This is a genomic window from Bradyrhizobium sp. LB11.1 (assembly GCF_040549385.1).
Taxonomy (GTDB): Bacteria; Pseudomonadota; Alphaproteobacteria; order Rhizobiales; family Xanthobacteraceae; genus Bradyrhizobium.
This window is the reverse complement of record NZ_JBEPTH010000037.1, coordinates 1-14,738: the sequence shown is the minus strand read 5'-3', so window position 1 is coordinate 14,738 and position 14,738 is coordinate 1. Positions and strand designations below refer to the sequence as shown.

Here is a 14,738-nt window from a genome sequence, read left to right as displayed (position 1 = left end):
AGCCTTGACGGCAGTACACCGGATCAAGCCTACTTCACCCCGCTGCCGCTCCGCACGGCAGCCTAACCCCGGCAGAGCCTCCACTTATCGATGCGCAGATGCTGTTCAGACAACCGGGACCAGCTCAGAGGATCGAATATTCAACCCAATGTTTACGACCAAGGCAGACGGTATGGGCATGGGACTGGCCATCTGCCGGTCGATCATCGAAGCGCATAAAGGAGAAATATCGGTGATCTCCGATAACGGTCCCGGCGCGATTTTTCAACTTCACTTGCCTGTCGATCCGAGCAGCGCGTTCTAGTTGGATCGGCCCGATTCGCTTGACGATCTTCTGAGCCGTCTGATTCCAACTGTGGCCGCCGCGTCGTTTCACATGGGCCGGAGGAAGTTTCGAAGCGGCGAACAGCTGCTGAAGGGCGCACAGTGTGAGGAAGCTGAGCGGCGGTGCGAGGCCCATCCGCCGCGCACCTTGCGTGTAGCATCTTCCACCAACCTTCCGATCTTACACTGATGTGTGGTGCTCGCTGAAATCGTCCGGCCAGACGCCCGGCGTTGGCCCGTTGATGACCTTAAATTGTTGCTCTTTGGCCGCTGCATGGCTCTGACCGAATATCGATCGGCCGGCCTCTAAGTCAGTACATAGCTTGGCCTCGCGGGGGCGAAGTTCAACCAGCGATTTCCGAGCTCTCTAGCTGACGCTCAGCCCGTCATCGACAGGGACTGTGAACTGAAAGACGGCTCCTCGGGCTTCACTGGTGTCCGCCCACAGCCGGCCGCCATGCGAAAGAATAATCGATCGGCATATCGACAGCCCAACGCCAAGACCAGTCGGCTTGGTCGTGTAGAAGGGTTCGAAGAGGCGGGCCAGGCTCTCGGGAGACAATCCCGGCCCTGAATCCGCAATTGATACCAGTACGCTTTCGTCGTCCGCTCTCGCGGTTCGGATCAGCAGATCTCGCCTGGCCTCCGTTGTCTCACTCATTGCCTCGATCCCATTCAGGATCAGATTGAGTGTTACCTGCTGCAGTTCGACGCGATCCCCAATGATGTTGGGCAGGGCGTCGGCAAACTCGGTTCGAATCGAGACCCGGTTTCTCGCCGCTTCGACTTGTGTGAACTCGATGACTTGACCAATGACGTCATTGATCGCCAGTGCATCCCGCCTGGGAGGCGCTTTCTTCACGATATCGCGAATTCGACCAATGACCTCGCTCGACCTGACGCTGTTCTCGACAACGCGCGTCAGCGCCTTCCGCGCTTGTTGCAGTGCGGGCGGCTGGTGATTCAGCCAGGTCAATGCAGCTTGGGCGCTGGAGATGGCGGCTGTGTTCGGCTGGTTAACCTCATGGGCAATCGATGCAGTCAGCTGCCCCATCACTGCAACACGGTTGGCGTGAGCCAGCTCCATCTGCGCTTCTCGGTATCGGTGCTCCCGCTCCTGCAACTCCCGGTACAGCCGGGCGTTGTCGAGCGACGTCGCGGCCTCGGACGCAAGAAATCTGAGGATCGCGATCCGGCCGGGAGTGAAGACCCGCGAGGCAAGATTATTCTCGAGATACAGAAAAGCTACCGCCTTGCCTTGCTTGACGAGTGGGACACACAGGACCGACCGAGTACCTTTCTGTCGGATGTATTGATCGCCACCGAACGCGCTGCTCGTCGATGCATCGTCGAGCACGACGCTTTCCTGCGTACGAGCCGCGTAAAGTACGATCGATAGCGGCAATGCCTCGCCAGAGAGGGGCAAATCTGCCAAGTCAAAGGCGATAGAGCCGTCGCCGATTGCTGCCTGCGCCCGAACTCTCAGTTCCGTGCCCTGCGGCAGAACCAGCACGGCGCGCTCTGCGGCGGCGTGTTCGATCGCCGAACGCAATAGGGTTTCGGTGAGCTTATCCAGCGCGATCTCGCCCGAGACGGCTTCGGACACCTTGAGAACCGTCGCCAGGTCGAGCTGCTCGACGTGCGTGCCGATAGTACTGGCGGCGTGGACGACATGTCCCTTTTCTCGGATGCTCGGATAGCGCTCCTCGAGCTGGTAGACTTTTGCGCTCGCGCCCCAGCGTGCATAGCAATCTCGTGCATTCGTGACGTACGACAGTACGACCGTACGAATGCCACGCATCTCGTAGAACGCAGCCGCGCGCTCTGCCGAAATAGCCTCGATCTGCAGGAACCCACCTTCTTGCGACAATTGTATCGCCGCCTCATACAGCCTTTCGGCTTCGATTTCGCGGCCTTCGATCCGCGCCAGCTCCGCGGCAATCAACGTGCAACGGGCGGCGAAATTGGCCGGGCAGCGGTCGGACCATGCAACCAGCTTGCGGTATTGTTCGCGAAGGCAAATGACGTGTTGCTCGCGATCTTGTTCCGGCGCCTCGTCATAGGCGGCGGCGTGGGCAAGCCCTGTATAGAATCGGTACTCGGCGAACTCACAATAGGCTCTGGCGCACCACGCGTACTCGTCTGCGCATCGGGCGAAAGCGATAGCGTCATGGCTACGTCCGGCAAGAACCTCGAGCTGGACCCGCACGACATAGTCGAAGAACGAACTCAACGGCTCGGTTGTGGCCGGGGCGTCAATTGAACTCGGCTTTCGCGAATCGAGAGCCGCATCACGCCCCATCAGGCTGAGCGCGAGCGCCCGTTGCGTCGCCAGGCATTCGGAATTCAACCGGATACCCAAGGCTTCCGCAAATCCCAGCGCCTGCTCGGCATGCAACAGAACGCCTGGAAGCGTTTCACCGCTGAATAGATCCAGGGCCAGAAGCCCCCGATGCGAATACGCCGCGAAAGCGAGATCTCCGGTAGTCAGGCAGATATCAAGGGCGCGTTGAACGAATGATCTTCCGGATCGGACAGGACGGATCCATGGAGTCACATGGAGACCAAATACCAGGAGAGCACGCCCGCTCAGCCCTGTCGCTGGGGGTGTATCAGCGAGAGCTGCGCCGAACTGCGAGAAGCGAAAGGCAAGTTCCGCGTCGGTTGAATCGCTCGCGAGCACACCGAATATAGCGGTCAGCGGATAGCACGATTCAGAGCTGATCCCATGCTCGAGAGTCAGCCGGGTGGCCTCCATGAGCATGATGTCAGATAGGTTGCGATCGGTGAGAAACGCAGGTGTGACGAGGTCGGCCAAGACGCGCATGATCGCGCGCTGATCCGGATCGGCCATCGGCGCCAGTGCACGAAGCTGTTCGTCGGACGATTTTTCGGCCAAAGCGCGCAATCGTCGACGATCTTCGTCAACTTGGCTGCGAGTCGGATGAGGGTGCCAGTCAATCCCAACCTTCCGCAGAAATGCCAGGCAGACGTCGACCGCCGGCTCCAGTTGCCCCGCGGCGGTGTACAGTTGCGCTCGAAGGCTGGTGACATCCGCACTCGGCACAACGTCGGACCAGCCCTGCGATAAAGCCCGCAACTCTGCCTCTGCAGTGGTTAGATCGCCAAGGAGAAACTTGCATTCAGCGTGGAGCAGGCCGATCGAAAAAGCGGTCTGGCTATCCTGCGCAGACCGTTTTTCCTCGAGCAATCTACGGGCTATCTCAAGGTAAGCGACGGCGGCATGGTAAGCTGTCGCACTGCGCGCGCGCTGACCTGCGGCGAGATTGATAGCAATGATCCTGTCTCGCTCGTCGCCGGTCTTCGCGGCGGCGACGCCGCGGTTAAGTTGGCTGGCTACGCTATAGATGCGTTCGCTCGGCTCGGCCTGTGTCAGCTGTGTAGCAAGAGCCATGCCGATCCGGAGATGCAAGGCCGCTCGCCTGTCCAGGTCCGGTTCAAGCGCATAGGCCGCCTCGTGGACGCGATCGTGCACGAATGCATATGAACTGTTGAGGCGTCGGACCAGCTCGAGACGTGTCGCCTCATTCAAGTCTGAGTGGAGAGCCTGTTCCGACGTACCGTGCACAAGGCAGAGAGTTTCGAATTCGGCGGTGTTACCAAGGCATGCCAGCGCGAGCAACGCGGTACGAGCGTCGTCCCGCAAGCCGCTCAACTTGCCGACCACAAGATCAGCAACGTTGTCGGAGTAACTCTTCTCCTTGATGCCAGCAAGATCCCAGCGCCACTCTCCCTCATCGTGATCGAATACAAGCAGCTTCTCTTCCGCCAGTGTTCGCAGAAATTGGGTAAAGAAGAGTGGGCTTCCGCGAGTCTTCTCGTAGACGATTTCCGCGATTGGCAAAACGAATGGCAAATCGCGACGAAGCGCATCAGCCACGAACTGCCCGACAGATTCCCGGGTGAGCGGGAGCAAATTGATGCTCTGAACGTTCTTGCCGGATTGGCGAATCTCGGCGAGTCGTGCGGCCAGCCGATGTCCCATCTCGACGTCGTTGTCACGATACGCGGCGATCAGGAGTAGATTTTGCAGATCGGACCGGGCCAGCAGATATTCGATCAGGTCGAGCGTGGCCAAGTCCGACCATTGCAGGTCATCCAGGAAGAGAACGAGTGGGTGGGCTGGTGTGCAGAATACACCGATAAAGCGGGCAAAGAGCAGTTGAAAACGCCGTTGCGCATCTCGCGGTGATGCATCGGGGACAGATGGTTGATCTCCAATGAGAAGGCACAGCTCCGGCACGAGGTCACCCATGAGTCGAGCGAGCGGACCAAGCGCTTCGCGCAATGCGTTGCGCCAGGGTGCAAGGTCGGCTTCTTCCTTGGCGAGAAGGGTCCGGATAAGCCCGCTGAATGCCTGTGCGAGCGATGCGTAGGGCACGTCGCGCTTGAGCTGATCGAACTTGCCAGACCCGAACAGTCCTTGCGACTGCGCTATCGCTTGCTGCATCTCGTCGACAAGCGTGGACTTGCCCACCCCGGAGGAGCCCGACACCAGGACCAATTCTGGCACGCCACTTTGGGCGACGCGATCGAATGAGGCGAGTAAGGCCTCGATCTCGTGCTCCCTGCCATAAATTCTTTCCGGAATCAGAAGATGGTCCGACCTGTCCGATTGCGCGAGAGGGAACTGCTCGATCCGTCCGTGCGTGGCCCACTCCGCAAGGCAGTGATTGAGGTCGTTCCGGAGGCCGGCGGCGGTCTGGTAGCGGTCCTCAGCCGTCTTGGCGAGAAGCTTCATGATGATCGCCGACACGGCTACGGGTACGCCATCCGTCAGCTCGTGGGGCGGAACTGCCAATCTTGCGACATGGCAATGCGCCCATTCCAATGGAGTGGCGGCGTTGAACGGCAATACACCCGTAAGCATCCGGTAGAATGTCACGCCCAGTGCGTACAGGTCGCTGCGGGAATCGATGGACCGGTTCATGCGACCAGTCTGTTCGGGCGCCATATAGGCCAACGTTCCTGCGACGGTCTCTGTTGCTTCAAACTGCTGTTGCTCTCGCGGCGAGCGAGATGCGAGGCCGAATCCGGTAATTCGGACTTCATTCTCCCCAATCACCAGAATGTTTGCCGGCTTCAGGTCTTTGTGAACCAAGTTGGATCGATGGAGATATTCGACGGCCGTCGTGATGGCGACAGCCAACCGCAAAAAGTGATCCAGCTTCATCGGCGCGATGAGCAACTGCTCGAGAGCGTCACCGCCAGGATCTTCTAATGTCAACAAGGTTCGGCTGCCGCTGCGGATCAGTTCCAGAGGCCATACGGCCCAGCTGCGCTCGAGCTCATTGCGCAACGCGAATTCGTGGGCGAAGCGCTCAAGGACTGCGGGTGCAGCAGGTTCTAGAATGGCGCCTACGACGAGGATACTGCTGACTTTGCCTTCATCGTCTCGGGACCACTGGCGACAAAGGACACGCGCCGCGTCATTGCACAAGATCTCGAGACCCGCGTCTCCATTCGTAGTTGAACAATCGTGCATCTGGCGAACTCTGAAATCGGCCACTTCGGGGAAGGTTACCTCGTTTTCCAAAGTGCCGTTCATCTGCCGGCTTCCCACAATCGTATGGAGCTAACTGGCTCGTCAGGGCCGCGAGCTGCCAGCCGACCAGTTCACCGGGATGGCTGCGGGGCGCTGGGAGCGCATCCCGGACCTTGTGTACTCGACGACCTTGCTATGCGTGTTGCCGGCACTTTGCAATCTGTCTGGGGCACCGGTAACTGCCGCGTGAACGAGCCTTCGCCGGGTCAGACGGTCTTTCATGTCGCGCTGTAACCAAGCCGTGCCCTGCCGCGAATGACGTCAGGGACCGTGTACTGATCCAGCCAGAATTTGCGCAGATCAGATGAACCGGTTGAAGCGAAGATGGAGCTTGCACCATGTCTGACCTTCCTTTGATCGTCTTCGATGTTAACGAAACGCTGCTGGATATCCGGACGGTGGAGCCGGTCTTCAAGCGAGTATTCCAAGGTAAAGTCGATGTGCGGCATTGGTTTGCGAACCTCGTGCTGTATTCGCTCGCCCTGACGGCAGCGCGCTCGTATGTGCCGTTTACAGATATCGGCGCCGCCGCATTCAAAATGCTTGCGGATACTCAGGGCGTCAGGCTCGAGCGGGCGGATAGCGATGAACTTCGGCAGAAATTCTCTACGATGCCGCCCTATCCGGAGGTGCCGGGAGCACTGGAGAGCCTGCGCAATGCCGGCTTTCGGCTCTTCACACTGACGAACAATCTGGCCGAGGTTCAAGCTCACCAGCTCGAACGCGGGGGAATCGCAGGGTTCTTTGAAAGGTTGTTCAGTGTGGACAGCGTGAAGCTCTGCAAGCCATGGCCGCAGACCTACGACCATGTCGCGCGTGAACTGGCAGTCCAGCCGTCGCAGCTCTGCATGGTCGCCTGCCACGCCTGGGACACGCTAGGCGCAGTAGCGGCAGGCTGGAGCGCCGCTTTTGTCAGACGGGCTGACAACGAACTCATCGGAGTTGGTCCTCAGCCGCAAATCATTGGCAGTGATCTCACCGATGTCGCCCAGCAACTCATTGCTCGTTACGCGGCGCGACGCTGACCTTGTCAGGCGTTGGTTCACGAGGACAGGGCAATGAACGCGCTGTTGCATTGAAAGCATCGGCGCGACAACTCGCTCGTGCGGGCCTTGATGCGATGCCCGCCTTGTTCCCTGCGCCGGCAAGACCCATACTAAGGTATGGGTCTGTGCATCCCAATCGTGAGATTGTGGAGGAAATCAACCGAACGCATGCTCTAGGCTCAGCTGCGCAACAAGCCTCCGCGGAGCTGCTGGAAAGCTCTTATACGGGGCATCGAACATGCGCCTCTCGCGAATCATTGTCGAACGCCGCGATATCGATAGCCTGATCGACGGGGAGGCGGCTTGTGCGCCGATCGACCTCGTTACGATCGCATCTCGATGATGATCGCGTCTTGCGAGGGTAAGTCAGGTGAAGGTCCCTTTTGTCGGAGTCGTCGATGACGACGAGGCTCTGTGCCTGTCCTTGGTGGATTTGATGCGATCTGTCGGATTCCGCTCTGAACCGTTTGACAGAGCTGAAGCCCTGCTGAGCTACACGGCTCTTTCGAGATTTGATTGCATCATAGCGGACGTTCATATGCCGGGTATGGGTGGGCTCAACCTGGTTCGGGAGCTCCAGCGACGGAAGATAGGCTCGCCGGTGATCCTCATCACCGGTCTCCCGGACAAGCAGCTGGACGAGGAAGCAAGATCGATCGGCGCATTTTGCCTTATCAGAAAGCCGTTTGAAACGAGCGTCCTGCTCGAGTGTCTCGACAAGAGCTTTCGACGATGAACGCGTTCTCGCATCACGATGCTGTAGCAGGCATGTCCGCGCAGTCGATTGGCAGGCGGCCCCCAAGCAACGTCGCCCGCGCAAGCCTGGATCGATCCAACGCGGCATCCGGAGATAGATGGAGAGATCGCTCGCGCCGATGGTCCGAGCTGATGCTCGCGGGACGCTCGGGAGATGAGGCAGCATATGAACAATTGCTACGCGAGTTGAGTCAGTGGTTGCGTGCCTACTACGCTCGGCGGCTCCCATTCTGCGCTGCAGAAGACGCAAGGCAAGAGGCGCTTTTGGCTATTCACGCCAAGCGCCACACGTTCGAGCCGTCGAAGCCGTTCGGCGCCTGGGTAGCGGCCATTGCCCGCTACAAGTGGGTCGATCTGGTCCGTGATGCGTCGCGCTACAAGGCCCTCGCGCCGGAGGAAGAGACTGCAACTGAAGGCCACGAGAGCGCAGCAACCAGCGTCGTCGCGATCGATCAGTTGCTCGGCCGACTGAAGCCCGCGCAAGAGAACGTGATCCGCCTCGTCAAGCTGAATGGCTTCAGCATCGCCCGAGCGTCCGGTGCGACCGGCCAGTCAGTCGAACTCGTCAAGATCAATATCCATCGCGGGATGAAGAAACTGGCGGCGATGGTCTCTTGAGACATTCGAGGCTTTCGGACCAAGACAAAGGTGTGAAGAAATTGAGGTTGTTCCCACTCCAGAATGAATTGCCATCCGAGATGGCTGACGCGACGATCGCATTCCGTAACGACGTCTTTGAAGGGCTGACTCGAAACCCCAAGGTAATTCCAGCGAGGTGGCTTTATGACCATCGCGGATCGGCTCTGTTTGAAGCGATCACCCTGTTGCCCGAATACTATCCAACCCGAATCGAGCGATCGATTCTTGCTTCCGCGCTCCCGGCGATATCTGCCATCGCAGGGCCGGCTCGCGCCCTTGTTGAGTTCGGTTCAGGCTCATCGGCCAAAACGAGGCTGTTGCTGGCAGACATCGAGCCATCGGCCTATGTTCCGATCGATATCTCCGGAGAGTTTCTTCGGGACACGACAGCAGGGCTGTCGCGTGCGTTTCCAACAGTTCCGATCTACCCAACCGAGGCGGACTTTACGCGTCCCTTCGCGCTGCCGAAGCAAATTGCCAGGAGTCCCCGCCTTGGCTTCTTTCCCGGTTCGACGATCGGTAATCTGACAGTGCATGCAGCGGTCGATCTGCTGCGGGCTTTGGCCGGGACGTTAGGCGCCGGATCCATGCTGCTCATAGGCATCGATCGTATCAAGGGTCAAGAGGTTCTGCTGCCGGCGTATGACGACCCGCAGGGACTCACAGCGGCGTTCAATCTTAACCTCCTGCATCGGATCAACCGCGAGCTGGGTGGCTCGATTCCCCTAGGCGCATTTCGTCATGTGGCACGATGGAACGATGCAGAATTTCGCATCGAAATGCATCTGGAGGCGATCCGAGACGTCCGGTTCGATGTCGGCGGTCGCGCCTTCTTCTTGGCGGAGGGTGAGACCATCCACACCGAGAACAGCCTCAAATACGGACGAGGCGAGGCCTTCATCCTCTTGCGAGCTGGGGGATGGAAGCCGGTGGCGGAGTGGACGGACGATGCAGGACTCTTCTCTGTCGTTCTCGCGGAGCAAGAGCCGCCGCAAGCGGCACCATAGGCCGTCCGTCAACGGGAGTGATTCAAACAATATAACCTCAACTACGGCAATCCACGAACAGCAGGATCGGTCGGTGTGCTGCATAATGAGCGAGCATTCACGCGAACCAACCGCACCGAGGTGAGGCCATGCATTTCCGCTCATCCCTTCTTATCAGCTTCGCTGCGATACCTCTCTCCGCCCTCGCGGACCCAGTCTCCACGCCCCCATCGTCCGCTGAACTAGGTATGGCTGAGAGCGTGCATGTGCAGCCGCGCGGGAGTGCCTTCATGCCAAATTCAAAGGCTGTTGACGCGTTGCAGAGACGCATAACCGATTTCAATCAGAAGCAGCAGGACCTCGATGCGGAGCTCGACAAGAAGTTGAAAATATGTCGCGGGTGCTGAATTCCCAACGTCAAGGCAGATGGTAGGTCCGAACATGAGGCGCACTGACACATACTCAGCCAAGGCCGAAACTGGATACGCGGGTTGTGGGCAGGCGGTTCAAATGAGCGGCGACACGCTCGAGCTCGTTGTCAGGGAGTTGCAGCACCGAATGCGCAATCTCCTCAGCGTCGTTCTGTGCTTCGTCGACACGACTGACGCGAATACTGCTTCCGAACTTCGTCTAGCACTTTCGGCTCGAATCGCAGCCCTGTCGAACGCTTATCGGATGATTGAGGGCGTGAAAGAGCGCCAAGTGCTGCTTGCATGGCTGCTGGAGCGCACGCTCAGGCCGCACGCGATGTCGCATCACCACCGCATCCTTCTCTCCGGGCCTGATGTGAGATTGGAGCCGCACATTGCCTTGTCCCTTCACGTCATCTTTCACGAATTGGCTACCAATGCCAGCAAGCACGGTGCGTTGACGTCAGCTGCGGGCGCGGTAGAAATCAGCTGGGATAGTCCGCTCCATCTCGCAGGGCCGGCACTTGCCATAGAGTGGCGCGAGCGCGGCGGACCAGATGTTAGAAAGCCGTCCCGCACAGGATTTGGAACGAAGTTGATCGAGAGGGCCTTACCGAGCGCCGAGGTCGATCTCGACTTCGCGCCCGATGGTCTTGTCTGTAGACTGCTAATAAATCTGGAGCAGGCAACGACTGGCCGGCATGGTGTTGGCTAATCGTTGCTCATTGTTCTTTCTCATCACGGTACAAGTCAGTGTGACGAGGTTCAGAATGACTCCAGCGAGATGGGGGATGCTCGCGGGCATTTGTTATACGCCTCTGGAAGAATTTGCGCGGAGTGCAATGCACCAACGCTGCCCGCTCTGGCCTGAAGAGCAGCTGCCTCCCGTAATTCAAACTGCGCAGTGCACTAGCGCCCGTTACATGTTGCCGGTACTGACCAGTGGTCTCTCCAAAGCGCTCGGCGCGCGGCAGGACTGCATCGCGTCTCCGGGCAGGGCCCTGATGGTCGCTAAGGGACAGCTCGCATGAGTCGAGCAGACGAGACGAACGAATTGGAACTGGTCGCGAAGGCGTTTCAGGTCATCTCGCGAGAAATCAGCTATCAGGGATTGGCGAAAGCCCTTCTCGGCGAGGCGCTAAGCTACTCCTGTGCAACTCGCGGCGCGATCCTGCTCAGCGGGCAACGAGACTTGCTTGCCAAGGCAGATGCGAGCTTCCCTCGCGAGAGAGCAAACTTTCTTGCCTCGGTCCCTCAAAACGCGCAATTCAGCCTGCCTGTTGACCTCGCCGAAGAGGTCCTCGGGCGAAAGGAAACTGTGGTGAGAGTAGCCGGAGTTGCGAGCTCCGCGCTAGTTGAACCGACGAGGCCATCGTGCGGCAAGATAGCTCAGTTGTGCCTACCGCTGGTTCATCAGAATTGGGCGATCGGCGTGATGTATCTCGAGTCGGGCGATAATGTAGATATCTTTAATTCGCAATGTGTCCGGGTGATCTCAATGCTCGCCACTCAGGCAGCCACCTCATTTGAGTCGGTGCGGCTGTTCGAGGCGCTCCGTGAGACCAACATGTGGATGGTCAGAGGGCAGCAGATCGGCGGGATGGGTAGCTATCGCTGGAATACGAGGACTCTGCTCTCCCGTGGATCACGCGAAAGCTATCGCATTTTTGATTTTGACCTGGATGTAAATCCCGTGCCGTTTGAGATGTTTATAAGTCGAATCCATCCGGAAGATTATCCGGCGCTGGAGCGAGCCCTTAGTGAGGCGATCAGCACCAAATCGCCTTTTGCTCACGAATACCGGGTGATCCATCGGGACGGAAAGTGTTTGCATGTAGTAGCTGTAGGCCAATTCGATGAGGGGCCAACGGGCGATTTGGAGCTCGAGGGTATCGTCACCGATATCTCGCAACGGAAGGCTGCGGAGCAAGCGCTTGCGGACGCTCGAAATGAGCTTGCGCATGCGTCGGGGCTGACCTCACTTGGTGAACTCGCTGGCTCGATTATACACGAGATCGATCAACCCCTGACGGGCATACTCACGAGCGCGGAGGCTTGCGCACGGTGGTTAGATAAGGATCCCGTCGAGGCTGCGGAGGCTCGAAAATCGATTGCACGCATTATCAGGCAGGCGCGCCGGGCCGCGGAGGTCGTCACAGGTGTCAGGTCCCTGGTGCGGGGGACCCAGATCCGTTTTGCAGAGTTCGACATCAACGACGCGGTCGCAGAAGTCGTTCTCCTCTCGAAGAGAGAGATCGAGCGAGCCGGTGTGGTCATACGGACGGAGTTTGACCGGTCGGCGTCTCGTCTCGAAGGGGACCGAGTTCAGATCCAACAGGTGGCTCTTAACCTTGTGCGCAACGCCATCGAGGCGATGACCGAAGTAGCACAGGGGAACCGCATTTTGACCATCTCATCTTGCGTCGCTGATGATATGATCTGGGTTACGATCGCGGATACGGGGGCGGGTGTCGATCCGGCCGATAGAGATCGGGTCTTTGAGACGCTCTATACAACAAAGAGAGCCGGACTCGGTTTGGGGTTGTCGATCTGCCGCAAGATAGTCAAGCTCCACGGAGGACAGCTATGGGTGGAAGAAAACGGGAGATGCGGAGCGAAGTTCACGTTCAGTCTCCCGCGCCGCCAAGCAGTTCAGGCGTCGAGAAACCAGTAGACGTGTCTCAATCCGGCATCGTCCATATCGTTGACGATGACCGCGCGGTCCGCGAGTCCCTGGGAGATCTCCTCGAATCCCTGAATTACAAGGCCGCATTGTATGGGTCTGCGGCGGACTTTTTGAAGGTCGAATTATCGGATATGCCGGCGTGTCTGGTGCTTGACGTCAGATTGCCCGGAACAAGTGGTCTTGAATTGCAGGAATACCTGACGAAGATCAATGTTGGAATTCCCGTGATACTGATGACCGCTTTCGGCGATATTCCCATGTCGGTCAGAGGTATGAAGCTGGGAGCGGTCGATTTTCTCACCAAGCCGATACGAGACCAGGATCTTCTGGATGCCGTCACCGCCGCAATTCGAAAGGATATGGATCGACGCGGCGACAGTGCACACATTGCGGAATTGCAGGAAAAATTCTCGCTGCTGACCGCTCGAGAGCGGCAGGTGATGACGCTTGTGGCATCCGGTCTGATGAACAAGCAAGTCGCCAACGAGCTCTCTATCAGTGAAGCAACGGTCAAAATGCACCGTGGAAGCGTCATGCGGAAGCTGGGAGCAAGAACGGCGGCAACGCTCGTTCGAATGGCTGAGGCTCTTCAACTCCAACGTTAGAGCGCTGCGTAAGACAAGCAGTCGGTGCTGACTGTGCCACCGCGACCCCCGCCGCGGACCCATACCTAGGTATGGGCTGAGCCCGCACAACCGTGAGATTGCTGATAGGGCCGTTGAACAGCATGCTCTCCCTGTGAGGTGCTTCCGGTCGATTGGCAGCGCACCTGACAGAAGAAGCGATGCCGCATTTGCAGCTTGCGGATCAACACATGCATTCTGCGGCACCGAATTTGTTCCTGAACGAACACTGCCATCCGGAGCACAAGTTAGGGCGACGACGATGGGAATGAACGTAACAAATCCAAGTGAGAGCAAGCAACGAGGCGCAGCCTCGGCTTCGCCGGCGCGATCGTTAGGCGAAGTAAGGTCGGTTGGGTTGCCCCCAGCCGCCCTCGATTCAAGAGTTAGCATAACTCCTGCCGATCTGGTGACGCGACTTGAGATTGGTTGGCGGTGGTGGGTTTCGGAGAGTGTTCACTTGCCGATCGGCAACAGGGCTGAATTTCGTTTTCAGGGGCCGAGGCATCTTCTCGCACTCTACAACGAAGGCGCCAGGAAAGGAGGGGAGGCATCAGTCGACGGCGTATGTCACTCCAGGCTGCGCGGTTCCGATCACCTTCTGACGTTTGTCCCGGCGGGACGCGCCTACCAGGAATGGCATGAGGCGGCTTCTTTCACAGAAGTGACCTTTCTCTACTTCGATCCTGCCGCCCTTCGCATGTCGAAGGTTACCGACGCCCGGCTTTCACCGAGGATATACTTCGAGGATGCGCTCGTTTGGCAGACCGCCTCCAAGCTGAAGAAGGCGATCGAAAGCGGCGGAACGGACTGCACACCCTATCTCGAAGCCCTCTGCGGAGTGCTTGCCCACGAGCTTTCCGTGCCGGATACCGACGTGGTTCGCGAGCCGACACCTGTCAGTCGTGGAGGTCTGGCAGGTTGGCAGAGGCGCGTCGTCGTCGCCTACGTGGAAGAGCATTTGGGAGAACAGGTCTGTCTGCTCAAGCTTGCCGAGCTTGCCAGGCTGAGCGTTCACCACTTTTGCCGAGCGTTCAAAAGGTCTTTCGGGATCCCGGCCTATCAATACCAGGTGCTCCGACGCATGGAGTTCGCAAAATTGCGATTGGCCGATCGCGCGGCATCGATCACTGACATCGCTCTCAGTCTTGGCTATGCGCAAACGAGTTCCTTCAGCTCGGCGTTTCGAAAAGCGACGGGTTGGACGCCCACCGACTATCGCAGGGAGCTCAAGTGAAGAGAATCGCTGAGAGGTTTGTGACCAGTTCATTGCGTTTCGGAAAACGTCGAGCAACGCCCCGGAGCTCCCACCCATCGGAGGATCATTTGATTTCTGGCAGACGCACTGGCGATGAAGAGCGAACAGAAGGGAACCGCGGATGACAAACATTCGATACCGCAAAGCTGAAGTGGACGGGCTGAAAATATTCTATCGGGAAGCAGGACCGTCAGACGCGCCGGGCCTGCTGCTACTGCATGGCTTTCCGACAGCTGGCCACATGTTTCGTGACCTGATACCCCCGCTGTCAAGTTGCTTCCGGATTGTGGCGCCGGACTTGCCCGGATTTGGCCAGTCCGACATGCCCGGTCGCGGAAGTTTCACATACACTGAGCTGGTCCCGCAAATCTGAACAGCGCGATAAGTGGAGTTTCTGCCTGACGGCGGGCAAGATTGACCCGCGAATCAGGAGAGACGATGAGC

At 58.5% G+C, this 14,738-nt stretch carries 10 protein-coding genes and 1 pseudogene; 10 read left to right on the top strand and 1 reads right to left on the bottom strand.

Features of this window, described 5'->3' with window-relative positions; genetic code table 11:
- The first annotated feature begins 148 nt into the window (after nucleotides 1-148).
- Nucleotides 149-304, top strand: a complete 156-nt coding sequence (locus ABIA96_RS36015) for an ATP-binding protein (protein ID WP_354141638.1) — start codon at nucleotides 149-151, stop codon at nucleotides 302-304.
- 387 nt (nucleotides 305-691) lie between these two features.
- On the opposite strand, the gene ABIA96_RS36010 is transcribed toward ABIA96_RS36015, so the two are convergent.
- Complete coding sequence (locus tag ABIA96_RS36010; RefSeq protein ID WP_354141637.1) at nucleotides 692-5,893, bottom strand: trifunctional serine/threonine-protein kinase/ATP-binding protein/sensor histidine kinase; 5,202 nt, start codon at nucleotides 5,891-5,893, stop codon at nucleotides 692-694.
- 335 nt (nucleotides 5,894-6,228) lie between these two features.
- Here ABIA96_RS36010 and ABIA96_RS36005 point away from each other — a divergent pair, with 335 nt between their 5' ends.
- The 9 genes and pseudogenes from ABIA96_RS36005 to ABIA96_RS35965 all read left to right on the top strand — a co-directional run.
- A complete protein-coding gene (locus tag ABIA96_RS36005) occupies nucleotides 6,229-6,915 on the top strand; it encodes a haloacid dehalogenase type II (RefSeq protein ID WP_354141636.1) in 687 nt (228 codons plus the stop codon).
- A gap of 391 nt (nucleotides 6,916-7,306) precedes the next feature.
- A complete protein-coding gene (locus ABIA96_RS36000) occupies nucleotides 7,307-7,672 on the top strand; it encodes a response regulator transcription factor (RefSeq protein WP_354141635.1) in 366 nt (121 codons plus the stop codon).
- Complete coding sequence (locus ABIA96_RS35995) at nucleotides 7,669-8,310, top strand: sigma-70 family RNA polymerase sigma factor (protein WP_354141634.1); 642 nt, start codon at nucleotides 7,669-7,671, stop codon at nucleotides 8,308-8,310. Before ABIA96_RS36000 ends, ABIA96_RS35995 begins: the two co-directional genes overlap by 4 nt.
- An 80-nt stretch (nucleotides 8,311-8,390) precedes the next feature.
- Entirely contained in the window at nucleotides 8,391-9,338 is a 948-nt protein-coding gene (gene egtD, locus ABIA96_RS35990; protein WP_354141633.1) for an L-histidine N(alpha)-methyltransferase, read from the top strand.
- Between the two features lie 489 nt (nucleotides 9,339-9,827).
- Nucleotides 9,828-10,442: an HWE histidine kinase domain-containing protein gene (locus tag ABIA96_RS35985; RefSeq protein ID WP_354141632.1), complete on the top strand. Its 615-nt coding sequence runs from the start codon at nucleotides 9,828-9,830 to the stop codon at nucleotides 10,440-10,442.
- A 312-nt stretch (nucleotides 10,443-10,754) separates the two neighbouring features.
- A complete protein-coding gene (locus tag ABIA96_RS35980) occupies nucleotides 10,755-12,401 on the top strand; it encodes an ATP-binding protein (protein ID WP_354141631.1) in 1,647 nt (548 codons plus the stop codon).
- Between the two features lie 2 nt (nucleotides 12,402-12,403).
- Nucleotides 12,404-13,018: a response regulator transcription factor gene (locus tag ABIA96_RS35975; protein WP_354141630.1), complete on the top strand. Its 615-nt coding sequence runs from the start codon at nucleotides 12,404-12,406 to the stop codon at nucleotides 13,016-13,018.
- Nucleotides 13,019-13,496: 478 nt separating this feature from the next.
- A complete protein-coding gene (locus ABIA96_RS35970; RefSeq protein ID WP_354141629.1) occupies nucleotides 13,497-14,273 on the top strand; it encodes a helix-turn-helix transcriptional regulator in 777 nt (258 codons plus the stop codon).
- A gap of 142 nt (nucleotides 14,274-14,415) precedes the next feature.
- Nucleotides 14,416-14,646 (top strand): annotated as a pseudogene (locus ABIA96_RS35965) (alpha/beta fold hydrolase); the annotation flags it as partial.
- Nucleotides 14,647-14,738: the final 92 nt, after the last annotated feature.

Bases quoted from the DNA above. Each gene is read 5' to 3' on its own strand.
- ABIA96_RS36015 (WP_354141638.1), top strand. From the start codon at position 149: ATGTTTACGACCAAGGCAGACGGTATGGGCATGGGACTGGCCATCTGC.
- ABIA96_RS36010 (WP_354141637.1), bottom strand. From the start codon at position 5,893: ATGAACGGCACTTTGGAAAACGAGGTAACCTTCCCCGAAGTGGCCGAT.
- ABIA96_RS36005 (WP_354141636.1), top strand. From the start codon at position 6,229: ATGTCTGACCTTCCTTTGATCGTCTTCGATGTTAACGAAACGCTGCTG.
- ABIA96_RS35995 (WP_354141634.1), top strand. From the start codon at position 7,669: ATGAACGCGTTCTCGCATCACGATGCTGTAGCAGGCATGTCCGCGCAG.
- egtD (WP_354141633.1), top strand. From the start codon at position 8,391: ATGGCTGACGCGACGATCGCATTCCGTAACGACGTCTTTGAAGGGCTG.
- ABIA96_RS35985 (WP_354141632.1), top strand. From the start codon at position 9,828: ATGAGCGGCGACACGCTCGAGCTCGTTGTCAGGGAGTTGCAGCACCGA.
- ABIA96_RS35980 (WP_354141631.1), top strand. From the start codon at position 10,755: ATGAGTCGAGCAGACGAGACGAACGAATTGGAACTGGTCGCGAAGGCG.